This is a genomic window from Nitrosospira sp. Is2 (assembly GCF_033095785.1).
In the GTDB taxonomy this organism is placed as follows: Bacteria; Pseudomonadota; Gammaproteobacteria; order Burkholderiales; family Nitrosomonadaceae; genus Nitrosospira.
Genome location: NZ_CP137134.1, coordinates 570,291 through 595,531, shown reverse-complemented (window position 1 = coordinate 595,531; position 25,241 = coordinate 570,291). Strand labels below are relative to the sequence as shown.

At 55.2% G+C, this 25,241-nt stretch carries 24 protein-coding genes; 16 read left to right on the top strand and 8 right to left on the bottom strand.

Annotated elements, in window-relative coordinates; genetic code table 11:
• The first annotated feature begins 488 nt into the window (after positions 1-488).
• Positions 489-2,363 (top strand): S8 family serine peptidase, encoded by a 1,875-nt coding sequence (locus R5L00_RS02675; protein ID WP_317653239.1) that lies wholly within the window; start codon positions 489-491, stop codon positions 2,361-2,363.
• Positions 2,364-2,655: 292 nt separating this feature from the next.
• Here the strand turns inward: R5L00_RS02675 and R5L00_RS02670 are convergent, their stop codons facing one another.
• The gene (locus tag R5L00_RS02670; protein ID WP_317653237.1) at positions 2,656-3,342 is read right to left on the bottom strand and encodes a PEP-CTERM sorting domain-containing protein; all 687 of its coding nucleotides are present in this window, start codon (positions 3,340-3,342) and stop codon (positions 2,656-2,658) included.
• A 338-nt stretch (positions 3,343-3,680) separates the two neighbouring features.
• Here R5L00_RS02670 and R5L00_RS02665 point away from each other — a divergent pair, with 338 nt between their 5' ends.
• Positions 3,681-3,893 carry a hypothetical protein gene (locus R5L00_RS02665; RefSeq protein ID WP_317653235.1) on the top strand — a complete coding sequence of 71 codons (213 nt, stop codon included), beginning with the start codon at positions 3,681-3,683 and terminating at the stop codon, positions 3,891-3,893.
• Between the two features lie 107 nt (positions 3,894-4,000).
• Here the strand turns inward: R5L00_RS02665 and R5L00_RS02660 are convergent, their stop codons facing one another.
• The 5 genes from R5L00_RS02660 to R5L00_RS02640 form a co-directional block, all read right to left on the bottom strand.
• A complete protein-coding gene (locus R5L00_RS02660) occupies positions 4,001-4,822 on the bottom strand; it encodes a M48 family metallopeptidase (protein WP_107692401.1) in 822 nt (273 codons plus the stop codon).
• A gap of 134 nt (positions 4,823-4,956) precedes the next feature.
• A complete protein-coding gene (locus R5L00_RS02655) occupies positions 4,957-5,451 on the bottom strand; it encodes a peptidylprolyl isomerase (protein WP_107692402.1) in 495 nt (164 codons plus the stop codon).
• A gap of 9 nt (positions 5,452-5,460) precedes the next feature.
• Entirely contained in the window at positions 5,461-6,066 is a 606-nt protein-coding gene (locus tag R5L00_RS02650) for a peptidylprolyl isomerase (protein WP_317653232.1), read from the bottom strand.
• 113 nt (positions 6,067-6,179) lie between these two features.
• Positions 6,180-7,412: a murein L,D-transpeptidase family protein gene (locus R5L00_RS02645; protein WP_317653231.1), complete on the bottom strand. Its 1,233-nt coding sequence runs from the start codon at positions 7,410-7,412 to the stop codon at positions 6,180-6,182.
• On the bottom strand, positions 7,409-8,488 hold the full coding sequence (locus tag R5L00_RS02640) for a tetratricopeptide repeat protein (protein WP_317653230.1): 1,080 nt from the start codon (positions 8,486-8,488) through the stop codon (positions 7,409-7,411). Before R5L00_RS02640 ends, R5L00_RS02645 begins: the two co-directional genes overlap by 4 nt.
• Positions 8,489-8,575: 87 nt before the next feature.
• On the opposite strand from R5L00_RS02640, the gene cysS reads away from it, so the two are divergent.
• From cysS to R5L00_RS02580, 12 genes are all read left to right on the top strand, one after another.
• On the top strand, positions 8,576-9,958 hold the full coding sequence (gene cysS, locus R5L00_RS02635) for a cysteine--tRNA ligase (RefSeq protein WP_317653228.1): 1,383 nt from the start codon (positions 8,576-8,578) through the stop codon (positions 9,956-9,958).
• A gap of 215 nt (positions 9,959-10,173) precedes the next feature.
• The gene (locus R5L00_RS02630; protein ID WP_107692407.1) at positions 10,174-10,566 is read left to right on the top strand and encodes a DUF5675 family protein; all 393 of its coding nucleotides are present in this window, start codon (positions 10,174-10,176) and stop codon (positions 10,564-10,566) included.
• A gap of 45 nt (positions 10,567-10,611) precedes the next feature.
• Positions 10,612-11,133, top strand: a complete 522-nt coding sequence (locus tag R5L00_RS02625) for a hypothetical protein (protein WP_317653226.1) — start codon at positions 10,612-10,614, stop codon at positions 11,131-11,133.
• Between the two features lie 133 nt (positions 11,134-11,266).
• Positions 11,267-11,992 carry an EI24 domain-containing protein gene (locus tag R5L00_RS02620; RefSeq protein WP_317653225.1) on the top strand — a complete coding sequence of 242 codons (726 nt, stop codon included), beginning with the start codon at positions 11,267-11,269 and terminating at the stop codon, positions 11,990-11,992.
• A gap of 50 nt (positions 11,993-12,042) precedes the next feature.
• Positions 12,043-13,779, top strand: coding sequence for a hypothetical protein (locus R5L00_RS02615; RefSeq protein WP_411555601.1), 1,737 nt, complete (start codon positions 12,043-12,045; stop codon positions 13,777-13,779).
• Between the two features lie 143 nt (positions 13,780-13,922).
• Complete coding sequence (locus tag R5L00_RS02610; protein ID WP_317653222.1) at positions 13,923-14,486, top strand: DUF488 domain-containing protein; 564 nt, start codon at positions 13,923-13,925, stop codon at positions 14,484-14,486.
• Between the two features lie 130 nt (positions 14,487-14,616).
• Positions 14,617-15,030 carry a hypothetical protein gene (locus tag R5L00_RS02605; protein WP_317653221.1) on the top strand — a complete coding sequence of 138 codons (414 nt, stop codon included), beginning with the start codon at positions 14,617-14,619 and terminating at the stop codon, positions 15,028-15,030.
• Positions 15,031-15,140: 110 nt separating this feature from the next.
• Complete coding sequence (locus R5L00_RS02600) at positions 15,141-16,265, top strand: DNA recombination protein RmuC (protein WP_107692412.1); 1,125 nt, start codon at positions 15,141-15,143, stop codon at positions 16,263-16,265.
• Between the two features lie 15 nt (positions 16,266-16,280).
• Positions 16,281-17,048, top strand: a complete 768-nt coding sequence (locus tag R5L00_RS02595) for a zinc-dependent peptidase (protein ID WP_317653219.1) — start codon at positions 16,281-16,283, stop codon at positions 17,046-17,048.
• The gene (gene glk, locus R5L00_RS02590; RefSeq protein WP_317653217.1) at positions 17,048-18,061 is read left to right on the top strand and encodes a glucokinase; all 1,014 of its coding nucleotides are present in this window, start codon (positions 17,048-17,050) and stop codon (positions 18,059-18,061) included. Before R5L00_RS02595 ends, glk begins: the two co-directional genes overlap by 1 nt.
• A gap of 57 nt (positions 18,062-18,118) precedes the next feature.
• Positions 18,119-18,730 carry a transcription elongation factor GreB gene (greB, locus tag R5L00_RS02585; protein ID WP_317653216.1) on the top strand — a complete coding sequence of 204 codons (612 nt, stop codon included), beginning with the start codon at positions 18,119-18,121 and terminating at the stop codon, positions 18,728-18,730.
• Positions 18,731-18,969: 239 nt separating this feature from the next.
• Positions 18,970-19,803 carry an RNA methyltransferase gene (locus R5L00_RS02580; protein WP_317653214.1) on the top strand — a complete coding sequence of 278 codons (834 nt, stop codon included), beginning with the start codon at positions 18,970-18,972 and terminating at the stop codon, positions 19,801-19,803.
• A 9-nt stretch (positions 19,804-19,812) separates the two neighbouring features.
• Here the strand turns inward: R5L00_RS02580 and R5L00_RS02575 are convergent, their stop codons facing one another.
• A complete protein-coding gene (locus R5L00_RS02575) occupies positions 19,813-20,835 on the bottom strand; it encodes an MBL fold metallo-hydrolase (RefSeq protein WP_411555584.1) in 1,023 nt (340 codons plus the stop codon).
• A gap of 35 nt (positions 20,836-20,870) precedes the next feature.
• Complete coding sequence (gene acs / locus R5L00_RS02570) at positions 20,871-22,838, bottom strand: acetate--CoA ligase (protein WP_317653212.1); 1,968 nt, start codon at positions 22,836-22,838, stop codon at positions 20,871-20,873.
• Positions 22,839-23,285: 447 nt separating this feature from the next.
• Between acs and rimP the strand changes: the two genes are divergently transcribed.
• Positions 23,286-23,714, top strand: coding sequence for a ribosome maturation factor RimP (gene rimP, locus R5L00_RS02565; RefSeq protein WP_107692419.1), 429 nt, complete (start codon positions 23,286-23,288; stop codon positions 23,712-23,714).
• 26 nt (positions 23,715-23,740) lie between these two features.
• On the top strand, positions 23,741-25,228 hold the full coding sequence (gene nusA, locus R5L00_RS02560; RefSeq protein WP_317653211.1) for a transcription termination factor NusA: 1,488 nt from the start codon (positions 23,741-23,743) through the stop codon (positions 25,226-25,228).
• Positions 25,229-25,241: the final 13 nt, after the last annotated feature.

Sequence of the window (25,241 nt, the reverse complement as noted above, 5' to 3'; positions counted from 1 at the left end):
CAGGCTGTCAACAGTACGAGGGCATGCCAATGGTATTTGCCATTGTCAAGGCTCCTGGCGACGCGCACCGATACAAGCGGAGGGGCTGAGGCAGTGTTTTCTTCGCCTCTCTGCAGAGCTCGGTTCAATCATACGTAGGTCATCTAAAGTTGTCGCTGCGTGGCGACATTAAAAGAAGCTCATTCTCAACAGCTTAGATGAAGACTACGTCGAGCCTGTAGCCATCAAGCAACAAAATTCTGTTTTTTTTTATTTAACCCTTTATCTGAAAAGGAGATAAGGGGCTGGCATGAAACCTGCTTAACAAACCCAAGCTCATCAGTTTGACATGTGCTCAGAGCCTCGACTGAACTGATGTGTTCTCTGTATTGATAACCGCTCATTCAAGGTTCAGGAAAAGATCGAATCGCCGTTAAGAGGCTTTATGTTCTCCAATACCGAGAGCTACAGGATACAACTGTCTTTCACAACAAAAAAAAGGAATCGAAGTGAACATCAGCGAGATCAAATTGCGTGGCAATTTCAGGAGTGCGATCGTCACGTGCTGTTTAAAAAAATTCAGGAATGCGTTCCCGGCCCGGAGCAGCACGGGAGCAATGATTCTTGCCGTGTTCGCAGGATTGTTTTCGCTCGGGTCGATGGCCGGAGAGCCGGAGAGCAGGGTGCCGGGAGCTGGCCGTGGAGGGACTTGGGCGGAGGGCAGGATACTGGTGATGCCCAACGCTGGACTTTCTGAAAAGGAGCTTGCGAAGATCCTAGACGAGCATGGCGGCAAGGCGAGGAAGATCGGACAGAGCGATTTGTATATAGTGGATTTGACGGCACACGGCTCGGAAAGAGCGATTGCCGCAAGGCTGGCTCACCACCCGCATCTAAAATTTGCGGAACTTGACTATCTTGTGGAGCCTGATTTCGTACCGAATGATCCCCAATATGGCAATGCCTGGCACTTGCCCAAAATTGGCGCTTCATCTGCATGGGACCGCTCGCAGGGATCAGGCGTCACCATTGCCATTCTGGACTCGGGCGTGGACGGAGCCCATCCTGATCTTTCGTCCCGTATGGTTGCCGGCTGGAACTTCTACGATAACAACTCCATAACCTCTGACGTATTCGGTCATGGCACGAAGGTGGCGGGTACGGCGTCAGCAATTACGAATAATGCGGTCGGCATATCGGGTGTGGCGGGCCAGTCGAAGATCATGCCTGTTCGCGTTGCCGGCACTACAGGTTCGGCTTACATCAGCACGATCGCAAAGGGCTTGACCTGGGCCGCCGACAACAGGGCGCGTATTGCCAACGTGAGCTTTAATGGCGTTGCGGGAAGCGCCAGCATTCAGAATGCCTCCCAATACATGAAAAATAAGGGCGGCCTGGTGGTGGTCGCCGCCGGGAATAATGGAATTGATCAGAATTACACACCCACCACTACTCTGATTGCGGTATCTGCTACAGACGGCAATGACTTCAAAGCAAGCTGGTCGAGCTATGGAAGTTTTGTTGCCATGTCGGCGCCTGGCGCGGGCATCCTGACCACGACATGGGGCGGGGGTTACGGATGGGTTTCAGGCACGTCATTTGCCAGTCCGATAACGGCCGGGGTGGTTGCGTTGATGATGGCAGCCAATCCGGGCCTGCCGAATACGGACATAGAAAAGCGTCTCTTCTCGACCGCCATTGATCTTGGCGACAGGGGGCGTGACCCTTACTTCGGGTACGGCCGGGTAAGCGCCGCTGGGGCGGTGCAGGCTGTTATTTCTGTTACACCGGCCCTCGACATTCAGTCGCCGGTTATCTCGATCTCATCCCCCTATCCAGATGCGACGGTATCCGGACTGGTACCGGTTAACGTATCCGCTACGGACAATATTGAGGTAAGCAGGGTAGAACTCAGGGTAAATAACAATACTGTAGCTATCGATAACGCCGCCCCATTCGCCTTTACCTGGGACTCAGCCGGTTCACCAGACGGTATTGCAAGTCTCATTGCCTACGCGTACGACGCTGTGGGTAATGTTGACGCATCTGAGCCGGTAGCGGTAAACGTCGCCAATGGACCCGTGACCATTACCAAAGACACGACAGCACCCACGGTTAAGATCATCAATCCCGTGGCCGGCAATGTCTCGGGACGGGTGACGATTACCATCAACGCATCCGACAACGCCGGTGCGGCGGGAATCACGCTATATGTCTATGTGGATAGCGCAATGGTAGCTAGCGGGACGGGCAATACATTGAGTTACGCTTGGAATACGCGGCCGAAGGATGTTCCAGGTCAACTGCATACAATCCGGGCAGTAGCAAAGGATAGGGCCGGCAATACTTCGTCCGCATCAGTGAACGTGAACGTAGTGAAATAGTGCCGCGAACTTCTTAAACGCGCCGTGCAAAACTATGCAACTCACCTATGCAACTCACCTATGCAACTCACGTTAGAGTGCCATAGACATGGTAGGCAGTTCATCGTTTTTGTATGCCGAGCTTGCCCTTCCTCGCAACGGGTGTTATTTGCGGTGATGCGCAAGCTCAAGGAAATGAAGTGTAAAATTGCTCGACAGTAAGCAACTTAGTTCGAAGAAGGCGATGTCGATGCAGACGTTAACCAGAACAGTTGAAAAAAACCCCGCTTGAGCGGGGTTTTTTGTTCGCGTGTTAACTCCAGCGACGGCGGTTTGCGGCAATTCCAATCAGGCCAAGCCCAATGAGTGCTAGCGTGGCCGGTTCTGGTATTTGTGCTTGCGGAACGCTCTCGTCGCCGGCGATCCATACGCTATTACCATAACCCTGAACGTGGATAGCGCTGAGATACCCGCCGTTTCCCGCGTTGATTGGCGAAGATATCGAAATAGAATTGAAGGAATTGGCTGTGATACCCGGATCTGTAAGCGTATATACGGAAGAGAAGCCTTGTCCGAGACTCCCCGGATTACGGGTATTAAAATGGAAGGCGAAGTCGAAGTTCCCGCCGGTACCGTCGGCTTTAAAAGCATTCGTTCCATTGTCGATGTTTGGGGCCGCGACTCCGCTGGTAAAGCTGATGCCCGTAAGAGGGGCCGAGCCCACATTGAAATACCAGTCATTTACATAGGCCCCTGCAGACAGATTATTCAGGACCGTCATCGTCAGGGTTACTGAGCCCGAGCCGCCGTGATCATCGAAAATTGCCCTTGCAAAAACCGCGTTAGGATCGGACGGGAGCGTGGGTGACGTGCCCGAAAAGGCGCCCGCCTTGGTGAAGTCGATTTGGAGCAGGGCTCCCTGCGCGCTCCCCACCAGGGACATGAAACCCAAGGCGGCCAGTGCCGCAGCCATTTTTGTACTTCTGAAATACCGTGTCATGATTTTTCCTTTTTTATTAGTCTTAATCGCTTTAGCAACAGATGCTTCCATTTGCATACCATCATCTGTTTAATCCGTCAGAAAGCAATTTCCATGCCTAATAAAATACCTATGTTCTGTCAAAGACATATGGTATATGCAGGCCGGGGGGATATCGGGGTGTAAAGATTTCCGACGCAATTAGGTGCGGCGTTAATAGTTGATATTTCAGGGATTTGCTGCGGACTTTATCTTGGTCCAATATCCAATACCGCCAATCTATGTATAGTTAGATTGGCTGACAATTTCTCGGGCAGCAATGTGGCGATCAGCTTGAATGCGACGGACGATAGCGGGACGTGGGCACTACCCACATGCTTTATATCGATGGCGTGCCGAAGGCGACCGGAACCGGAAGCACCTTAGGCTACAACTGGAATATCCGCAATGTCGAGGCCGGGGCCCACCTGATCCAGGCGATGGTCAAAGATACGGCTGGCAACGCTTCATCCTCATCCGTGTACGAGGGTGGTCAAATAGGAAATCGGGTCAGGGACAAAAGAATCGAATAGCAGCGCTTAACTTCCAGGCAGGGCCAAGTACGACCAGCACGCACTTGGCCCGGTTCTCATTTTTTGATCAGTGCAGAAACCCATCACGGGTATAAGACCTTTCGAGGTTAAGTTCCGCGCCGCGCGGCTTCATAGAGCGGCATGACAACCGGTAATAGCGACTCGACCTGCTGAACCCTGGTTGAGTCTGCCGGGTGGCTGCTCAGAAATTCGGGCATTTGTCCGCCCTCCTTCGCATTCATCATTTTCTGCCATAGCGTGATACCCGCGCGTGGGTTGTATCCGGCGCGGGCGCTCAGCTCCAGACCGATACGATCAGCTTCTGCCTCATCGCTGCGGCTGAAATGGGTGGCGAGCAACGCTTGATAGCCGACAGCAGCGAGAGTGGCCGTATTCTGGCTGATGCCGAACGCAGCGGTTCCCAACCCGAGCGCGGTCTGCGCGGCGATTGCCTGCGATACCTGCTCGCGCGAGTGTTCGCGCAAGGCATGGGCAATTTCATGCCCCATCACTACGGCAATTTCCTCGTCGGTGAGTTTAAGCCTGTTGATCAGGCCGGAATAGAACATGATCTTGCCGCCGGGCATGCAAAACGCATTGAGTTCATCGCTATCGATTACATTCACTTCCCATTTCCAGCCGGGCGCGTCCTTGCGAAATACCGCCGTTTGAGGTTCGATGCGGCGGGCGATAGCCTGTACGCGTTGCAACAGCTTCTCATCCTTGTTCAATGCGCCTTTTTGTGACGCTTCTGACTTGAGCTTGGTATACCCGAGGGATGCAGTCTGCTCCAGTTGCTCGGACGATATAAGAAGCAATTGAGAACGGTTTGCGCCCACTGCGCCGCCGCTGGTGGTGGTGGCGCATCCGGCGAGCGCAAGTAGCCAGATACTGATCGATACCGATGCAACAACCCGGAAAGCAGACATAGTGTTCCCCTTGTGAAATATCTATCTTCGTGACGAGCGCTTTAGCTTTAACTGCTTACAACCAATTGAACCGTGGATCAAAAGCGGTTTGACCTTCCCCTGCTGGGAAGAAATCTTGATCGGTGACGATATTGCTACTCGATCACTTCCGCTTTCTCGAGCAACACATTCTCCACCGGCACGTTCTGATGCCCGGCCCGATTGCCGGTGTTCACCTTCGCGATCTTGTCGACCACGTCCATTCCTTCGATGACTTTACCAAATACGCAATAGCCGAATCCCTGAGAGTTCGGCGCACTGTAGTTGAGAAAATTATTGTTCGCGACGTTAATGAAGAACTGCGTGGTGGCGGAGTGGACGTCCGACGTGCGCGCCATGGCAACGGTGTACTTGTCATTTTTCAGGCCGTTCGCGGCCTCGTTCTGGATTGGGGCACGGGTTTGCTTCTGTACCATGCCCGGCTCAAACCCGCCGCCCTGAATCATGAAACCGTCAATAACGCGATGAAATATCGTGTTGTCATAGTTCCCGCTGTTCACGTAGTCCACGAAATTCTGGACGGTTAACGGGGCCTTTTCGCTGTCCAGCTCAAGGGTAATGTCGCCGTAATTGGTGTGCAGTTTTATCATGTTTTATACCTATTTCGTGGATGGGTTGGAGGGTTGAGGAGATCCGTCTGGGATCAGCCTGACTTCTTCTATGATGATATCCGACTTCGGTACGTCGCCCGGGAAGGGTCCGCGTGCCCCGGTCGGCGTTGCCGCGATCTTTTCGGCAACGTCCATCCCCTGGACGACTTTGCCGAACGCGGTATAGCCGTAACCCTGCGGGGTGGGCGAGGTATGGTTGAGGAAGGCGTTACTGGAGACGTTGATGAAAAATTGCGCCGTGGCTGAGTGGGAGTCCGAAGTGCGGGCCATCGCAATGGTCCCGGCATCGTTCCTCAGGCCATTTGCCGCCTCGTTCTCGACCGGTGTCCGGGTTGGCTTCTGAGAGAGGTTTTTATCGAAGCCGCCGCCTTGAATCATGAAGCCGGGTATGACGCGATGAAATACAGTGTTGCGGTAGTAGCCATCTTTCACGTAGCGAAGAAAATTATCCACCGTCTTGGGGGCCTTATCGGGATAGAGTTCAACCACGATATTGCCGAGATTGGTCTTTATCTCAACCTGAGGATTGGCCGCATAGCTGGTGATGCTGAAAGAAAGCGCAAGAGCAAGGGCGAGACGTCCAAAAATATGCATAATGGGAAGAATGGTTGGAAAAAATGGATAAGGTATTGGAAAAGTAGCGTCCTACTTGTGTGCTCGAGAACCTTTTTCTCAGCGACTTGTGCCGCAATCTCTTGTTCCTGATTCTATGCGGCGCTTTCGTAGATTATTTTCCACGGCCCCGTGTCGTTTTCTTTCATCCAATATTGGCGCTTTCTCATCTTATTCGACAGGTTATTGCTTGCGTACTCCTGATCGAAATCCACGACCGCCAAGTCTTCCCGCCCCGGGTAGAGAAACATGCCTATATTGCTGATTCCGACCTTGATCCAGCTTTTGCTGGCGTTCACCTGGCGTTTGTGTTGTGCCCATTCGGACCGGCCCTGATTCCCGCTGACGAAATCGCGCCCATAATTCTTCAGGTAAGCCTCGATATTGCCACTTTCCCAATCCCGCCGCCAGTTTTCCAGATGCCGGGCCAGCCTGTCGCGCAGGAGCACAGTGTCTTCAGGTTTTACCCAATCGATCCGGTCGCTGATGATAACGGGCGTGACCCCGACCTGCAATTTGGGGCTAAGCCGGTCCAAATCCTGATTGGAGAGCACCACGCAACCATCGCTGGCACGAGGCGGCCGGCTGAAGGTGTCGGAGGGCGTGCCGTGGAGCCAGATGCCATATCCACTACGGCCGTGCCGCTTATCCCATTCGTTCGGGTAGTTAATAGGAAATGCTTTTCCGCCATAAAAATCGGTCAGTTTTTCCCGGGGAACATTGGCTGTAATAAAGTAGACGCCAATGGGAGTTTTTTTGTCTCCTTCCTTTAATTTCTGCGATCCGTTTTTCCCACTGCTAATGTAATAATCGGCCACGTAGCGGACTTTACCGCCCACATTCTCAAATATATACATCCGGGATTTACTCGTATCGGCGATTGCGGCATATTTCTGTTCGGGTTGCATTTGCAGGAGGTACTTGGGCATCCTGTCGCCTGGAACCGGCTCAAGGTGGCGGCGCACTCGCGCTCTCGCTTCATCGCGAAGATCGGTAATTTGCTGTTGGCCGGTCCCGGCGGTCTCCCCCATCGCGCTGATGGGGCGGGTGCGAGCCAGCAACAGATCGCCTTTGATCAGATGAGCAAGCCGGAAGTTCGGGTTGGCGTGGAGGACTTGCTCAATTCCGGTCAAGGCGGAATCCATGCGGCTGTCCGCAATTTCCTGCAAGCTTTTGACGAGCATCGCTTCCGGCCCGGTTGCGGAAAGGCCCGCGGAGGCGGGACGATCACTGGCGAATGCGCTAGTCATGGCTGGACTCAATATCGTCATGGCAACCGCCAGCAGAGTGACAAGCAAGCTCCCTGCTGCAATGCCCGACGATGTCATCGCCCTACGTGTTCCTGATGGATGAGCCACTTGTCCCCTGTTTTGGTCATCTCAAGTGTTTTTAGCGTATTACTTTTGATGGCGTCCGAGTGGTAGGACTGCTTGAAAGTTACTCTGGCGTGGGTATCGTCGATGAGACTGATTTTGGGATTGACGATGGCTACCTGAATGGATTTTGCCTTGCCGATGCGTTCCCGACGGCTTTTCTCCCATGTGCCGCGAGATGCGCCGCCGGGAGCGCGGAAATCGGTCGCATAAAAGGCAAGGTAGGCGGGGACATCCTTTTCCGACCAGGCTTTCGCCCACGCGTTCACGATCTTGATCACCTCGGAGGAACTGTCGGATACCGCCTGAGCTTCAGGCGCAGTTTTTTCGGCGGTGGCTGTTTTCTCAGATTCGGATTTCTCCGGTTGCTCTGCTTTCGGGCCGGTCTTCTCCGTTGTTTTGACGGGAGTCTTGGGTAACGTTTCCGCCGCTGACTCGCCCGCCAGCGCAGACGTTGCAGGAGCTGCCGCTGCGGTTTGAATTTTTCCGGATCTGCTCGCGAAGAGGTCTTTGATCATCGCGAGCTTGGTCTGCGCGCCGGCATTACGATTGTCCAGCTGAAGAGCCTTGCCGTAAGCCTGGCTTGCCATCTTTGCGTAAATGTCGCCAAGATTTTCGTGCGCCGTGGAATAGCTCGGGTGAGTACGTATTGCCGCTTCTAGCGCGCCCTTGGCTTTGTCGTACTGTCCCTGGCTCGCGTATAACACCGCGAGGTTGTTGTATGGCTCGGGCAGATCCGGGTAATCCTCCGTCAGCGAAGAAAAAACCTGAATGGCTGCTATTGTTTTCTTTTGTTCGGTAAGGATCAGACCCTTGTGGAAGCGCATTTGGGGGTCCTTGGGCTTCCTGGCCAGATAGGCATCGGCTTGCTCCAGCGCCTTCCCCAGGCTGCCTTGTTGGTAGAGCTTCGCAACTTCCTCATTTTCATCGGCCAGTGCGGCAGAACTCATCCCCGTCAGCAAAACAGTAATACAAACAGTGATACAGGCCGCAATAGGGGCATTTATCCGGCGAAAATCGAGCCTTTTCATTATGCTATACTTCTCCGGTTCTTGTTGAGTTATCTTGGAATCCGCACGATTCTACCAAGAAGCCTGTTCAATTCACAATCTTGCCAGATGCTCAGAATCCACAATTCTCTCGCCAGGGAAAAGCAGGACTTTATTCCCATGCTGCCCGGCAAGGTCAAAATGTACGTTTGCGGCATGACGGTCTATGACTATTGCCATCTTGGCCACGCTCGAATGATGGTGGTTTTCGATTTGGTGCAACGCTGGTTGCGGGCGAGCGGGTTCAACGTGACATACGTGCGCAATATCACGGATATCGACGATAAAATCATCCGGCGGGCGCACGAGAATGGCGAGTCCTTCGAGGCGCTCACCGCTCGCTTCATCAAGGCCATGGAAGAAGACGCGGCCGCGCTTGGGGTGGAACCGGCGACGTTCGAGCCGCTTGCGACGCGCCATATCGACAGCATGATTGCGATGATAGACATGCTCGTGAAGAAAGGCCTGGGGTATGCCGCGGCCAACGGCGACGTATATTTCGCCGTGCACGAATTTCCCGGCTATGGAAAGCTCTCGGGGAAATCCCTTGACGACTTGCGCGCAGGGGAGCGGGTGGGTATCGATCCGCATAAAAAAGACCCGCTGGACTTTGTGTTGTGGAAGGCTGCAAAACCGGGTGAGCCGCAGTGGGATTCGCCTTGGGGGATGGGTCGCCCCGGCTGGCATATTGAATGCTCGGCTATGAGTGAACATTACCTGGGTGAACACTTCGATATACATGGCGGCGGACAGGATCTGCAGTTTCCGCATCATGAAAATGAAATTGCCCAAAGCGAGGGAGCGCATGATCATCCCTTCGTCAATTTCTGGATGCACAACGGTTTTGTGCGTGTCAATGACGAAAAGATGTCGAAATCACTGGGCAATTTTTTTACCGTGCGCGAAATTCTTGCCCGCTATCAGCCTGAGGTGGTGAGGTTCTTTATTCTGCGCGCACATTATCGCAGCCCGCTCAACTACTCCGACATGCATCTGGAAGACGCCAAGCGTGCGCTGGATCGTCTTTATACCGCGCTCAAAAGTTTTGACACGAGTCAAGTTCCGATGGAAATTGATTGGCATGACCCCCACGCCGCACGTTTCAAGGAGGCAATGGATGACGATTTCAATACGTCCGAGGCCATCGCGGTGCTGTTTGATCTCGCGAATGAGACCAACAAATCCGCATCGTCAAAGAGTATCGCATCGCTGAAAGCGCTGGGCAGCGTGCTCGGGCTACTGCAACAGGACCCGCAGCATTACTTCCAGGAAGCTGGAGCGGCGGGGGACTCGGGGTTTACACCCGAACACATCGAACAAATGATTCAAAAACGTCTTCTTGCCCGCGCGAACAAAGATTACGGCGAGGCTGACCGTATTCGCAAGGAGTTGATGAGCGCGAGCATTATTCTTGAAGATACAGCGAAGGGCACGACCTGGAGGCGTTGCTGAACCCCGCGTCATTGTCCCGAATTAGGGCGATCCTAACCTTAACGCTTCGCGAGTATGCAAGCAACATATGGCTGTGAGGGGCCTAAAACGCATCCGAAGGCCATTGCGGCCGTTTGGTGTAAGCCCCGTAGCCCGTTTGCGTAAACGAATTATCCTGGAACGCCTAACTGTTTAGTCGACTGCCGGGTTCCTGTTTGGTTGAGAGGGGAGTTGGGATGGAACTGCGTGTAAAAAGAACGGATTTTTCCGAAGAGAGCACGATAGGCGAACTGTTGGTGAATGACCAGTTTGAGTGCTATACCCTGGAAGACAAGGTAAGGCCGGTAAAGATCGCGGGTAAGACCGCGATACCGGCGGGGCGCTACGAGGTGGTCATCAGTTTCTCGCAGCGGTTTCAGCGCCCACTCCCGCTGCTTTTAAACGTGCCGAACTTTGAAGGGATAAGGATACATCCCGGAAACAAGGCCGCCAACACGGAGGGATGCATTCTGGTGGGCGAAACGAAGAGCGCGGATTTCGTTGGGCAGAGCAGGGTAGCGTTTGACAGGCTGTTCGAAAAATTGAAGGTGGCGGCGGTGACGGAAAAGATCTTCATGGAAATAGCGTGAAACCGGTAACAGCAACTCGGGTTCGACGCCCATGAGCAGCACGTTATGTCGGGCTTTTTAAAATGGGTGCTTCTCGGCTATTTTGCCGCGCCCTTATGTGTCTTTGCGCAAATCGAGGTGACAAGCCCGTTCGTGCATGAAAAAAGATATGTCCTGCCGTCCGGAAAAAAAGTCGAACTTACGTTGCAGGAGCGGCGCTGCAGAAACGGCGAGTGCCGCGAGGTGGATGCGGGCATGTGGGGCATGGACGGCGGAATCCCTCGATTTGTTACTGAGACCTTTCTCGTGCGTATTAACGGCAAACCGTTTCCGATTCCCGAGAAGCTCTATAAGGATCTCACCAATATGCACTCTGCGTCCGTTATTGAAGATAAAGAACGAATTATTCTGGAACTCAAAGGTGGAGACGGAGCCGGCGCGTATACGGCACGATTCGAGTTGGGTGGCATGTGCGGATTCGAGCGCAAGATCTGCGGTGAGGTGTGCGGCGAAATCTGGGAGCATACCACTTGGTACAATTCCTTTGCCTACGAAGGGGATCCGTTGTGCAAAAGCGGGATCCAGTGATCGCCTTCGAGGCATTTGTTGCTTTTCTGAACTATTGTGAAGCTTGAGCAGAGAATGCCTATTCCCTCTTACGAGTCTCATCGATAGCTCCGGGGTTTTCCTCGCCGACGCATTATTCCGGAAAGGAGCGTGCGTGACACCCGTATTCGAAGCACTTTCGCGCGCCTTTCGCGATATGTTCCAGTTTCAGGTCTTGTGGATCATTATCTGGCCCATTCTGGCGGCGGGCCTGCTGTGGTTGATTCTGGGCGTGGCCTTCTGGAATACTTTCTCGGTATGGATCGCGAGCGGTCTTACCGCAATTGGCATCCAAACCTGGCTTGAGGGTGTCGAACCGCGATGGATCGCGTACGGAATTCAAGGGATCGCGCATCTGATTCTGTTCGTGCCGCTGGTTTTCGTTACCGCGCTGGTCATTACCGCCTTATTTGCAATGCCTGCGCTGATCCGCCTGGTCGCGATCCGCGACTATCCCTCTCTTGCACGCAAAAACGGTGGCGGGTTTGCCGGCAGCGTGCTCAATGCCCTGCTCGCCCTCGCGATCTTTATAGCCATTTGGGTGGTCACGTTTCCCTTGTGGCTAATCGGCGTCGGTGTCATTATTCCCTTTGTCGCTACCGCCTATCTGAACCAGCGTCTATTCCGTTACGACGCCCTGGCGGAACATGCCAGCAGGGAAGAAATGCAAGCGATATTTTCCACGCAACGCCCCTCCTTGTGGGTCTTGGGGTTGCTGACGGGGTTGATGCAATTTATTCCGTTTATAAATCTGGTGGCCCCCGTATTGGCGGCGCTGGCTTTTATTCATTTTGGACTTTCCCGCCTGTCGGAGTTGCGTGGTCTGGAGGCGGGCCCGTGAACCGCGATTATCAGGAGGTGACATCGGTGAAGACCCATGGCGTGGATTTCATGACTGTTCGGTTGGCGGCAATCGCGGCCTGCGCTGCGGCCGTGTTCGCGCATAATGTCCTGGCTCACGAACCCGCTTCGGCTACCCGGGGTGCGAGCGGCGCGCATCAGCATCACGGACAGCCTGCCGGGGCAAACCTCCCAGGGCAGAGTGATGACGGCGCGCCGGAACTGTTGAATCTGGGCCCGCATACATTTCCGGTGAGCACGCGGAACAAGCTGGCGCAGCAGTTCATGAACCAGGGACTAAACCTTTCCTACGCATTTAATCATGCCGAGGCGGGCCGCGCATTCCGGGAAGCGGCAAGACTGGACACATCGCTTGCAATGGCTTATTGGGGTCAGGCGCTTGTGCTGGGGCCGAATATCAACGCCCCCATGGAGCCGAAGGACGAGATGCCGGCTCTCGAACTGGTGCGCAAGGCAGCCTCTCTGGGGGAGAAGGCATCACCGCGCGAGCGCGCGCTCATAGCGGCCCTTGAAAAGCGTTATAGCGGCAACTCGGAACGCCGCAAGGCGAACGATGAGGCCTACGCTGACGCGATGCGCGAGGTGCATCGCCGCTTCCTGGCTGATCCGGACATTGCCATGCTCTATGTCGAGTCGTCGATGGACCTGAACTCCTGGGGTTACTGGATGCGCGACGGGTATCCAATGAAAGATACAGCTGAAATTGTCGCCATCACCGAGGAAGTAATGCGTCGCCACCCAAAACACCCTGGCGCGCTGCACTTTTATATCCATCTGATAGAGCCTACCGCCACTCCCGAGCGAGCGGAAAAGGCAGCCGATACGCTGCTGACGCTGATGCCGGATGCGGGGCATATCGTACATATGCCTTCGCATATCTACCTGCGGGTCGGCAGGTATGCGGACGCAATCAAGAGCAATGAGCGCGCGGTTGCGGCGGACGAGGCTTACCTGGCGCGGAAACACGCGCAGGGGTTGTATTCCGTAGCGTACTTTCCGCACAACATCCATTTCCTCTGGGCAGTTGCCAGCGCGGGCGGTCAAAGCCGGGTTGCGATTGAGTCCGCGCGCAAAGTGGCCGGTACGGTGGACGACAGGATGCTGGAGGAGGTGCCACTAACGGCGGTGTTTCGCGTCGTCCCGTACTGGGCGTTGGCTCGGTTTGGGAAATGGAACGAGATTCTACAGGAGCCTGCCCCGTCCTCGACAAACGCATTTGTGAAGGGCGGCTGGCACTATGCGCGTGGGCTGGCTTTTGCGGCAACGCGGCAGTTGCAGCAGGCGGAACGGGAATTGGAAGTGCTGCGCGGTATCCTGCATGATGGGTCGCTGGAGCATCCGCTCATGTCGCTGAATACGGCGCGGTCCGTTCTGGCAATCGGTCCGGAGGTGTTGGCGGGAGAAATTGCCGCGGCGCGCGGTCAATCCGAGATAGCCATTTCTCATCTTGAACGGGCCGTCCGCCTTGAGGATGCGCTGGCTTACACCGAGCCGCCGGAATGGCAGTCGCCCCCCAGGCTGACATTGGGTGCCATGCTGCTTGAATCGGGGCGTCCGGCTGAAGCGGAAACAGTTTACTGGGAGGACTTGCGGCGAAATCGCAATACCGGCTGGGCGCTCTACGGTTTATTGCAGGCGTTGCGTGCGCAAAATAAAAAAGACCAGGCAGAACTGATCGAAGCCCGTTTTAAACAGGCCTGGGAGCGGTCAGACGTAAAACTCAACGCATCACGTTTCGGCTGCGTTGCAGCGCCGTCCGGGCCCTAGCGTCCGAGCGTGCATTTTAAGGGCATATCAGCTGCGTGGTTGGTGTTTGATTGTTCAATCCCTGTTCCCGGAAAGCATACGTCGTGGCGTCGTTAATGTGGTAGAAGTTCTACCGATGTTCAGTGCAGGGAGGAACCGAACGTATGGAGAAACACGACGCGCAGCGCGGGCCGCTTATATATACGATTGGACATTCAACACGCCCACTGAACCTGTTCATCGACATGCTGGCAGGGAATGAGATCGGCCTCGTTCTTGATGTGCGTACCATACCTCATTCCCGGCGGAACCCCCAGTACAGTCAGGAAACGCTGCCGCTAGCCCTGCGCGCATCAAACATTGGCTACCGCCACTTGCCGGGCCTCGGCGGGCTTAGACACGCGCGCAAGGACTCCATCAACAGGGGCTGGCGAAACGCATCTTTTCGCGGATATGCGGACTATATGCAAACGCCCGACTTCACCGATAACATTCGGACTGTCGTGGAGATTGCCGCATCCGGGCTATGTGCGTTGATGTGCGCGGAAGCCGTGCCATGGCGGTGCCACCGTTCGCTGATTGCCGACGCGCTTGTCTTGCGCGGCCTCCGCGTCGAACATATCATGGGTGTACAGGAGCGAAAACCGCATGTGATAACGCCCTGGGCACGAACCGATGGGCTGGAGATCGTATATCCCCCTGCCGATGAGAGCATAGTCGACAGGTGATCAACGATGGTTGGCTAACGATAGGTAGAACCCGGACTTTGCCCAAGTGTTGAGTGAAGCTATTCGAGATTATTGCAGCAACTTACCCTGAAATTCACTGGACCGAACAGCGAGAGGTGCCAATATCAACATGAAAATACGATGTAACAGATGGGCAGTGCTGGCCGTTGTGGCCATGTCAGTGTCACAAGCCGCGGCAAACGAAGGCAGCATGGGCGGATACCCGGAGGCCGGCGCGAGTCAAGCAAAGCCGCAAGCGCAGGACAATACCCCTTCAAAGCCGTGGGAAGCGAAACCCTGGGAGACGAAACCGTGGGAGGCGGCACAGGAGGAACTGCGCCCCGGGGGACGAAAAGCCCTGGAAGAGCGACGCAGGGCTGGCAGAAAAGCGCGAAAGGAGCGGCTTGAGAACCGAAATGAAAATATTCAGCCGGTGGGTGGTTCGGCCGGAGGTGTTGAGGAGCAGGTTCGGGACCGGCAGCAAAGCAAATGGCGCAGGCACCAGATGGATAGTCAGAGATATTACCCTGAAGGCATGAAATAAGCAGGAATTCGCCGGTATGCAGCAACCGGGCGGCAGGAGAAGATGGAAGACGCTTCAGGTCGAAACACGCGCCGTAGGCATTCTTATTCTCCGGTATACTTTCATGCATCATGTCCGAAATCCTGCTGATTACCGCTTCCGCTGCCGTGATGCTGATCACCATGGCTTTTCTCGTCATCAGGCTGGGCATACTCTCCACGATGGTACGCGAACTGCTTGGACAGCAAGCGAGGCTGCTGGAAGACAAGCACCGCGACATGCTCAAGGACTTGCACGAGGGGTTGATCAACCAGGGCGACCGGTTGTCTGAATCGCTCGGCAAAACATCCGAGCAATTGCGCGGAACGATCGAAACACGGTTGGACCAGATCAGTGGACATGTTGCTGAACGTCTCGATGAGGGATTCAAGAAAACCAACGAGACTTTTACGAGCGTAATGGAACGGCTGGCCACGATCGACGAAGCCCAGAAAAAAATAGACAGTCTTACCACCAACGTCGTGAGCCTTCAGGAACTGCTGGGGGACAAGCGTTCCCGCGGCGCCTTCGGGGAGGTACAACTGGAAGCTTTGGTGCGGAATGTCCTGCCAGCTTCCGCATATGCGATGCAGCATACGTTGTCAAACGGCAGCCGTGCGGACTGTGTTTTGCGCCTGCCTCCTCCCACCGGAATGGTGGCTATCGATTCGAAGTTTCCGCTGGAGAATTTTCATCGCATGTTCGACCGCAACGCCGATGAAGCGAGCAGGGCTGCCGCGCAGAAGCAATTCAAGGCTGACGTAAAACGACATGTCGATGATATCGCGGCCAAGTATATTGTTCCGCCGGAAACCTGCGACGGCGCAGTCATGTTTGTGCCGGCGGAGGCAGTTTTCGCGGAAATTCATGCTTATCAATCCGATGTCGTCGACTACGCCATGCAGAAGCAGGTGTGGATCGTTTCGCCGACGACGTTGATGGCGGTTCTGAACACCGCGCGCGCAGTGCTGAAGGATATCGAAACCCGCGAGCAGGTGCATATCATAAAAATTGAACTCTCCAAGCTCGGCAAGGATTTTGCGCGCTTCGACGAGCGCATGAAGAAGCTCGCGGAGCACATCCGCCAGGCCAACCAGGATGTTGAAGAAGTACATGTTTCCAGTCGCAAGATCAGCCAGCGCTTTGCCCGGATTGACGCGGTGGACCTCGATGCGCCTCAAGTGGAAAATCAGGCGCAGGGTTCCCGGGGTGACTGATTTCGAGATTGGGTAATGCCTTTGAATGTCAAAGCCTGGTATCGCGGCCGCGTACTCAAGAATGAATCCCTTCCCGATGATCTCTGGCAGCAAGCAGTAGGACGTCTGAGGTTCCTGCGCGGACTCAGCAGTTCCGAGGTTGAGCGGTTGCGGGAGTGCGCTACGCTTTTTCTTCACGCCAAGCAAATAAGCGGAGCGCATGGATTGATTGTCACCGGTGAAATGCGGGTGGCGATTGCGGCGCAGGCCTGCATTCTAATTCTGAATCTGGATTTGGACTATTATGATGGTTGGGTGGAAATTATTGTTTATCCGTGTGGGTTCGTCCGGGATTACGAATACATAGATGAAGATGGGGTGGCGCACCATGCGCGGGAGCCTGCGTCGGGCGAGTCATGGCTGGGGGGGCCGGTGATTGTTTCCTGGGAGGATGCGACGGTTGAGACTGACGAGGGTTATAACGTCGTAATACACGAATTCGCCCATAAGCTTGACATGCTGAACGGGGATGCGAACGGCTACCCCCCGTTGCACGCGGACATGAGCCGGGAAGCGTGGAGCGAGGCGTTTAGTAGTGCCTATGCGGATTTCTGCATGCGTGTGGATGCAGGCGAGGCGACGGCCCTGGATTCTTATGCGGCGGAAAATCCGGCGGAATTCTTTGCAGTGATGAGCGAGGCTTTTTTTCAAACCCCTCAGGCGGTCAGATCCTATTATCCGGCGGTCTACGAGCAACTGGCTTCATTTTATCGCCAGGACCCGGCACAACGATTGGGTGCGTGATGACGGATAATTTTGTCAGTGGTGACATCGGCGGAACCAAAACCCTGCTGCAGGCGACGGAGTGGCTGGCTGGCGACGCTCAAGTACGTTTTGAGCGGCGTTATTCAAATCGCGAGTACTCAAGCTTTTCCGATGTGCTTGGGGATTTTCTGGGTAACACCTCGGCACTTGGCATGAAGCCCCCCCTGAGCGCCTGTTTCGCGGTGGCAGGGCCAGTCACGGAACAGGGGATCAAGCTGACTAATTTGCCTTGGTTGATGAATGCCAGGGTGTTGGAGCGGGAATTTGGCATCCCCGCCGTCAAGCTCATCAATGATTTTGAAGCCGTAGCGCTGAGTGTCGAGGTCCTGGCGGTAGACGATCTCGTGACGCTGCAGAAGGGCCTGCCTTACGCGAACGGGCTGCGCGTGACTCTTGGGGCGGGAACCGGCATGGGCGTCGCGTGGCTGATATGGCAGGGCGGACGCTACATCCCCTTGCCTACTGAGGCCGGGCACATCGATTTTGCCCCTGTGGATGAGTTGCAGATGCGGCTGCTTGATTATTTACGCAAGCGCTTCGGGCGCGTATCGGTCGAGCGCGTATTGTCCGGTCCGGGACTCGTCAATATTTTCAATTTCCTGCTGGATGAATGGGGCGGTACGGAGAACCTGGCGCAGGCGCGCCTGGAGAGCGACGAGGCCCCGCAGGTATCTGATCTTGCCTTCAACCAGGGGTATCCCGTTGCGATGAAATCAATCGATCTGTTTGTGAAAATTTATGGCGCCTACGCCGGCAACCTTGCGCTGGCCGGATTGTGCCGTGACGGCGTGTACGTGGCGGGCGGGATTGCGCCCAGAATCATCGGCAAGTTGCAGGAGGGCGGGTTTATTAAAGCGTTTCGCGAAAAGGGCCGTTTTTCCTCATTAATGGAGGACATCCCTGTGCATGTGGTGATGAATCCAACCGCCGGGCTCATGGGCGCGGCCGAAGAGGCGAAGCGGATGCTGGTTGCGGGGCCAGGACGGGAATGAGCGAGGTTTATACGTGTCTTGCCGGCAAAGAAAGGTGCTCCACCGGATGAGCAGGATATGAGCAAGGCGTTTACCAAAGAAACCGAGCCGGATAACGATTTCGGGGAAGAGGAGGTAAACAGTCCCCTGCCGCCATTGCCTGCGGGGAGCAAAAACTACATCACCCCAGCAGGGCACCAACGCCTGATGGACGAGTTTCAATGGCTGATGAATAAGGAGCGCCCCCAGGTGACTGCAACCGTGGCGTGGGCGGCTGCAAACGGCGACCGCTCGGAGAATGCCGATTATATTTACGGTAAGAAACGTCTGCGTGAAATCGACCGTCGCATTCGTTTTCTTACCCGGCGACTGGACATCGCTGAAGTCGTCGACCCAGTCGCACCGCGTGACGATGAAACGCGGGTTTTCTTCGGCGCCACCGTGACGTTTGCCAATCAGAAAGGTGAAGCGAAAACCATTTCAATTGTCGGAGTCGATGAAATTGACACCTCTCGCGGATATATCAGCTGGGTTTCTCCCATGGCGCGAGCACTGATCAAGGCGCAAGAAGGCACCGTGGTGACCCTGCACGCACCGGGAGGAACTGAAGAGCTTGAAATCCTCCAAGTCAGATATCGTACGATTCCAATCGAGCCGTTTGGAAAAGCGAATGGGGATGCACAACCGTGAATGACTTTTCAGCAACTGGTGCTTCCTGTGCTGGAAACGCGATTTTTTGCCAGCATAGGTAGTATGAGAATCGGGAAACAGGTTTCGATGCACTTCCCTTAGTGCAGCCTGGGTACTACCCAGCGCGGTCTGCGCTGCCTCTTCGAGGCGGCGTCGTCTAATTCCCGCCTTTAGACAGTGTTTCAATTCCAGTTATCGGTCGCGCTCATTTATAACCCGCTGCCATTGCCACCAGAAACGTGAAACTCATTTCCTCGCGGGATAATGCTTTTTCCAAGCAGCTCGTTAAGCTGGCAGGGTCGGCGCATCAGCGCAGAGCAACAGGCTTAACGCTACTCGACGGCATTCATCTGATCCATGCGTACCGGCTTGCGCTGGGGCGGCCGAAAAACCTGATTGTGAGCGAGTCGAGCTACCGGAATAAGGAGATCAAACAGTTACTGGCGGAACAGGATGAAGAAGAGGCAAGTGTAATTGTGCTCAGCGACGCGTTGTTTCGCGCAGTCTCGCCGGTAAAGACACCTACCGGTGTCATCGCGCTGGTGGACATTCCCGCGCAAGGGGCGCTGCCCGAACGCGAGGAAGACAATTTTTGGGTACTGCTCGAAGCCATACAGGACCCGGGCAACCTTGGCTCGATACTGCGCTCCGCGGCCGCTGCGGGCGCAAGCAATATCTATCTTTCGGACGGCTGTGCCGATGTCTGGTCACCGAAAACGCTGCGTGCCGCAATGGGCGCGCATTTTCTGGTTCGGATACATGAGCAATCCGACCTGGCGAGCGTGGCGCGGACGTTCAGCGGCAAAGTGATCGCCACCTCGCTCAGGGCAAAGAACAGCCTCTACCGGACGTGTTTGACCGGACCGGTGGCGTTCGTATTCGGCAACGAAGGGATGGGCCTTTCTGATGCGTTGCTGCAAGCGGCCAGCGACCAGATCGTTATTCCCATGCGGGGCTGCACGGAGTCGCTGAACGCCGCGGCCGCCGCCGCGGTGTGTTTTTTTGAGAGGGTGAGGCAAATGAGCGAAGCGCCTACGGACACAACGGGACACAACGGCGGACAAGACGGATAGATGATTCGACTACCTTGCCCCGGCGTGGTCCAGCCAGTTCTCCAGGCCTTGCGCGTTCAACCTGACGTCCAGGTCCAGCAGGCTGCGAATTTCTTCCTCGGGCAACTTGCAGCCGTGATTGATGATGCGGTCAAGGAGCAATGCGCCAAGTTCCTCCGTCAGCGCTGCCAATCTTCCGGGGCCGTGGTCACGCAGTTTCAGGGCTAGCGTTACGTGCACATCGATCAGATCGTGCATTTCGGCGGCGTGGCGCGCCAGATGCCCGATGCGCCCGTAATGGGTCAGGAAAGCGTATGAGGGGTGATAACTCATGAGCCGCTCCAGCGATGCATGGGCGGCGGCGGGGTCAAACTGAACCGGGGTGGTGGTCGGAAAGACGAATTCTATACCGTCCACGTCGAATTCGCGATAAGAGATCCCGAACGTGTCGCCGGTAAAAAAGGACTGATATCGCTCATCGAGAATGCAGTAGTGATGACGCGCATGACCGGGTGTGTCGAGGAAAAGCAGCGGGCGGCCATTGAGGTCGAGGCGCAACCCATCGGGTGCTTCGATAATGCGGTTGGGATCCACGGGGCGAATAGTGCTGTATATGCGTCTAAATTCCGCTTCGCCGTACACGCTTGTGGCGCTTGCGATTAGCCTGGCGGGGTCGATCATATGCCGCGCGCCCCGGGGATGCACCACGAGTCTGGCGTTCGGAAATTGGTGCATGAATTCACCCGCGCCGCCAGCGTGATCGAGATGTATGTGGGTGAGGAACACGTAGGCGACATCCGCGGGAGTAAGATTTTTTTCCCGCAACGCGTTCATCACCCCCGCAACGGAAGAAGAGGTTCCGGTATCCACCAACGCCGCCTGACCGTTCTCCTGGATCAGGTGAATAGCGGCGAGTCCTCTGCGCAGATAGTCGGCATCAATGGCGCTGACACCATTCTCATAATCGGTGGTGTGGGGCACGGGGGGATGCGATGGAGGTGACGGATGTGACTTGGCGCCCATTTCCGCCCCTGCGGGCAAGTCGTTATTCATGACTGTATATTTGATTCAGCGGAAAAACACGCTTGCTACGCGATCGCGCGTTTCAGTTGTTCCAATATGGCGGGGTTCTCCAGGGTGGAGACGTCCTGGTTTATCTCCTCGCCTTTCGCCAGTGTGCGCAGCAAGCGACGCATAATCTTGCCGGACCGGGTTTTTGGCAGATTATCCCCGAAACGGATTTCATCCGGACGGGCAATCGGCCCGATTTCCTTTGCAACCCAGCTCCGCAACTCAGCCGCGATATCCTGCGCGGCCTTACCTTCGGGCCGCGCGCCTTTCAATACGACGAACGCCACGACGGCTTCGGTCTTTATATCGTCCGGCTTACCCACGACTGCCGCTTCTGCGACCAGCGGGTTTCCGACCAGCGCCGATTCGATCTCCATGGTGCCCAAACGGTGTCCAGAGACGTTTAGAACGTCGTCGATGCGCCCCATAATCCAGAAATATCCGTCAGAATCTCGATTCGCTGAATCCCCGGCCAGATAATATTTACCGCCCAGTTCCCCTGGAAAGTATGATTTCTTGAATCGCTCCGGGTCCTCCCATAATGTTCGTGCCTGTGAGGGAAAGGGGCGTTTGATGACAAGAAACCCGCCGCTGCCGTTGGGCACGTCGTGACCCGCCTCGTCCACAATCGCGGCCATGACGCCTGGCAGAGGCAAAGTGCAGGAGCCGGGCTTTAGCGGCACCGCGCCTGGGACCGGTGCAATCATGTGACAGCCCGTTTCCGTCTGCCACCATGTATCCACCACAGGGCAGCGGGATTGGCCCACGGTTGTGTAATACCACATCCATGCCTCCGGATTAATCGGCTCGCCCACCGAACCGAGCAGTCGGAGCGAGGAAAGATCATATTTGCCCGGCAGCTCGGGGCCAAGTTTTATCAGCGAGCGAATCGCGGTGGGCGCGGTATAAAACGTCGTGACTTTGTGGTCCTGTATCATCCGCCAGAAGCGCCCGGCATCGGGATAGGTGGGGACGCCTTCAAATATCACTTGCGTCGCGCCGACAGCCAGGGGGCCATAGGTGACGTAGCTGTGTCCGGTGACCCAGCCAACGTCCGCGGTGCACCAGAAAATGTCATTGGGCTTATAGTCGAATATCCAGTTCATGCTGACGATCGTGCCCAGCAGATACCCGGCGGAGGAATGCTGCACGCCTTTTGGCTTGCCCGTCGAACCAGAGGTGTAAAGTGTAAATAAAGGGTGTTCGGCATCGATCCATTCGGGTTCGCAGTCATCGCTCTGATTGCTGATCAGCTCGTGCCACCACACATCGCGAGAGAGTGCGGATAATACGTTGCCGCTGCCGCGCTTATACACGACGACTGTCTTCACCGCTTCGGCTCCACCCATTGCAAGCGCCTCATCCACGGCCGCTTTCAAATGGTTGATCTTGCCGCCCCGGTGTTGTTCATCAGCGGTGATGACCGCCACCGCGCCGGCATTGAGGATGCGTTCATTCAGGCTTTTGGCGGAGAAACCGCCAAATACGACTGAATGCGTCGCACCGATACGGGCGCAGGCCTGCATCGCCACCACGGCTTCAATGCTCATCGGCATGTAGATAATGACACGGTCGCCCTTGCGAATGCCCAGCGATTTGAGACCATTGGCCAGTCTGCAGACCCGCTGATAGAGTTCCCGGTACGTGCTACGGGTGACCGTGCCGTCATCCGCCTCGAAGATGATTGCGATTTTATCCGGCTGGGTAGATAAGTGACGGTCGAGACAATTGAACGAGACGTTTAATTCGCCATCGTCAAACCACTTGAAAAAAGGGTGATCGCTCTCATCTAGCACTCTGGTGAATGGTTTCCGCCAGGCGATGTGTTCGCGCGCGAGCCTCCCCCAGAATGCAGGCAGATCTCGTTCCGCTTCAGCGCAGAGAGCCTTGTAGCTTTCCATGCCGCTCAGATTAGCCTGACTTACAAACTCCGCACTGGGGGGGAATACCCGGGTTTCATGTAAAATGGATTTAATCGCTGACACGCCGCGCCTCCGGTGGTTTTTCTTTTCTGATGATCGTGAAAGGAAATTGTATCATCCACAGACGAAGGAATCTCTTATTGGGCCGGCACGGCTTCCAAGAAATAGCGTGATAGTGGGGCATGTATTACCCGGGTAGCAGGAAAGCAACAGGGATCTCGGCGCGAGGTGGGTATGAAGTTGTATTTCCCCGGCCGTAGGGTAAACTTCTTTGGTACCACGATGCTCTAACGGTTATAAGAAATCAGTATGAATACGACCTAGCAAGCGATTGAGGACTGGGATGGCGGACCGGCGCGGGACATAACTGTGGATAAGGTTTGCTCGATGTGCCTGTGAAAAAGTCTGCGCTACCGCAACAATTTATAAGCTTTCATTAATTGTAAATTTTTGCTAAAATGGCGCCGATTATGGGCTCTTTTCAGCCCATTTTTTGTTTGTATCGGTGCCATGGATTTGTATGAATTGCTCGAATCGACCTTGGCCGGCCTTGGGTATGAGTTGGTTGACTTGGAGCGATCGCTGCGCGGGAAACTGTTACGGGTCTTTATCGACAAGCCCAACGGTGTGAGCGTGGATGATTGCGTAGCGGTCAGCAATCACCTGAGCCGATTGCTTGCGGTTGAGAATATTGATTACGATCGGCTGGAAGTATCGTCGCCAGGTTTGGACCGGCCGCTAAGGAAGGCTTCTGACTTCATCCGCTTCTCGGGCGAGTCGGTTACGTTGCGGCTGCGCGTGGCATTGCAGGGGCGGAGGAATTTTGTCGGAGTTGTGCGCGAAGTAAAAGACGGGATACTAAAGCTGGAAATGGACGGAAAGACGCTTGATCTTGAGCTGAGCAATCTTGAAAAGGCTCGTCTGGTTCCGAAATTGTAATAATCGGAAAATGGGGTGGAGGGAACATGAGCCGCGAGGTTTTGCTATTGGTGGACGCGCTGGCGCGCGAAAAGAATGTCGAGAAAGACATTGTTTTTGTCGCACTTGAATTGGCGTTGGCATCCGCTACAAAAAAGCGTTTTCACGAGGACGCTGATGTGCGGGTGTCAATAGACCACCAGACTGGCGATTATCAGTCGTTGCGGCGCTGGCAGGTGGTGCCTGACGATGCGGTGGAAGACCCATCCCGTCAAATTGTGTTGAGCGAGGCAATACAGCGTGATCCGGAAATTAAACCGGACGAGTTCATCGAGGAGGTGCTGGAACCGGTCGAGTTTGGGCGCATCGGTGCGCAGGCGGCCAAGCAGGTAATATTTCAGAAAATACGTGATGCTGAACGTGAACAGATTCTGAACGATTTTCTTGAGCGCAAGGAATTCATGGTCACCGGGACCATCAAGCGCATGGAGCGCGGGAACGCGATTATCGAGTCCGGCAGAGTTGAGGCGGCTTTACCGCGCGATCAGATGATTCCGAAAGAAAACCTGAGAGTTGGGGATCGCGTGCGGGCCTATTTATACAAAATCGATCGCAACGCCCGGGGTCCGCAGTTGATACTATCCCGGACAGTGCCGGAATTCCTGATTAAGTTGTTCGAACTGGAAGTGCCGGAGATCGAGGAAGGTCTGCTTGAGATCAAGGTCGCGGCAAGGGATCCGGGTTCGCGGGCCAAGATTGCCGTCAAGTCCAACGACCCCCGAGTCGATCCCATCGGCACTTGCGTGGGGATGCGTGGTTCCAGGGTACAGGCGGTAACCGGCGAATTGGCTGGAGAAAGAGTGGACATCGTGTTGTGGGCCGACGATCCGGCGACGTTTGTGATAAATGCCCTGGCGCCAGCGGAAATCAGCAGCATTCTCGTGGATGAGGAAAAGCACAGCATGGATATCGTGGTGGACGAGGACAACCTTGCACAGGCTATTGGACGCGGGGGGCAGAACGTACGGCTCGCTTCCGAGTTGACCGGGTGGGAGCTCAACATCATGACGATGGAAGAGTCGCAGGCAAAAAATGAGGAAGAATTCTCGGTGCTGCGTCAGCTCTTCATGGAAAAACTTGATGTAGACGAGGAGGTGGCGGATATACTCGTGCAGGAAGGATTTACCACTCTGGAAGAGGTTGCATACGTGCCAATCAGTGAAATGCTGGAAATCGACGCGTTTGACGAGCAAACCGTTAACGAGTTGCGTAATCGCGCCCGTAATGCGCTCTTGACCGAGGCGATTGTCAGCGAGGAAAAAGTAGAGCACATCGCGGAAGATTTGCTAGCCTTGGAGGGCATGGACAGCCAGACGGCGCGCGAGCTGGCCGCCAAGGGAGTGAATACTCAGGAGGATCTGGCCGATCTGGCGGTGGATGATCTGGTGGAAATGGTGGAGATGGATGCCGAACGAGCCAGGCAATTGATCATGGCTGCGCGCGCCCCGTGGTTCGCCGATGCGGATAGGGCATAGGTTATAAAAGGTT

Excerpts from the sequence above, each read along its gene's own strand:
- R5L00_RS02670 (WP_317653237.1), bottom strand. The coding sequence starts at position 3,342 with ATGACACGGTATTTCAGAAGTACAAAAATGGCTGCGGCACTGGCCGCC.
- R5L00_RS02660 (WP_107692401.1), bottom strand. The coding sequence starts at position 4,822 with ATGTCTGCTTTCCGGGTTGTTGCATCGGTATCGATCAGTATCTGGCTA.
- R5L00_RS02655 (WP_107692402.1), bottom strand. The coding sequence starts at position 5,451 with ATGATAAAACTGCACACCAATTACGGCGACATTACCCTTGAGCTGGAC.
- R5L00_RS02650 (WP_317653232.1), bottom strand. The coding sequence starts at position 6,066 with ATGCATATTTTTGGACGTCTCGCCCTTGCTCTTGCGCTTTCTTTCAGC.
- R5L00_RS02645 (WP_317653231.1), bottom strand. The coding sequence starts at position 7,412 with ATGACATCGTCGGGCATTGCAGCAGGGAGCTTGCTTGTCACTCTGCTG.
- R5L00_RS02640 (WP_317653230.1), bottom strand. The coding sequence starts at position 8,488 with ATGAAAAGGCTCGATTTTCGCCGGATAAATGCCCCTATTGCGGCCTGT.
- cysS (WP_317653228.1), top strand. The coding sequence starts at position 8,576 with ATGCTCAGAATCCACAATTCTCTCGCCAGGGAAAAGCAGGACTTTATT.
- R5L00_RS02630 (WP_107692407.1), top strand. The coding sequence starts at position 10,174 with ATGGAACTGCGTGTAAAAAGAACGGATTTTTCCGAAGAGAGCACGATA.
- R5L00_RS02625 (WP_317653226.1), top strand. The coding sequence starts at position 10,612 with ATGTCGGGCTTTTTAAAATGGGTGCTTCTCGGCTATTTTGCCGCGCCC.
- R5L00_RS02615 (WP_411555601.1), top strand. The coding sequence starts at position 12,043 with ATGACTGTTCGGTTGGCGGCAATCGCGGCCTGCGCTGCGGCCGTGTTC.
- R5L00_RS02610 (WP_317653222.1), top strand. The coding sequence starts at position 13,923 with ATGGAGAAACACGACGCGCAGCGCGGGCCGCTTATATATACGATTGGA.
- R5L00_RS02605 (WP_317653221.1), top strand. The coding sequence starts at position 14,617 with ATGAAAATACGATGTAACAGATGGGCAGTGCTGGCCGTTGTGGCCATG.
- R5L00_RS02600 (WP_107692412.1), top strand. The coding sequence starts at position 15,141 with ATGTCCGAAATCCTGCTGATTACCGCTTCCGCTGCCGTGATGCTGATC.
- R5L00_RS02595 (WP_317653219.1), top strand. The coding sequence starts at position 16,281 with ATGCCTTTGAATGTCAAAGCCTGGTATCGCGGCCGCGTACTCAAGAAT.
- glk (WP_317653217.1), top strand. The coding sequence starts at position 17,048 with ATGACGGATAATTTTGTCAGTGGTGACATCGGCGGAACCAAAACCCTG.
- greB (WP_317653216.1), top strand. The coding sequence starts at position 18,119 with ATGAGCAAGGCGTTTACCAAAGAAACCGAGCCGGATAACGATTTCGGG.
- R5L00_RS02575 (WP_411555584.1), bottom strand. The coding sequence starts at position 20,835 with ATGAATAACGACTTGCCCGCAGGGGCGGAAATGGGCGCCAAGTCACAT.
- rimP (WP_107692419.1), top strand. The coding sequence starts at position 23,286 with ATGGATTTGTATGAATTGCTCGAATCGACCTTGGCCGGCCTTGGGTAT.
- nusA (WP_317653211.1), top strand. The coding sequence starts at position 23,741 with ATGAGCCGCGAGGTTTTGCTATTGGTGGACGCGCTGGCGCGCGAAAAG.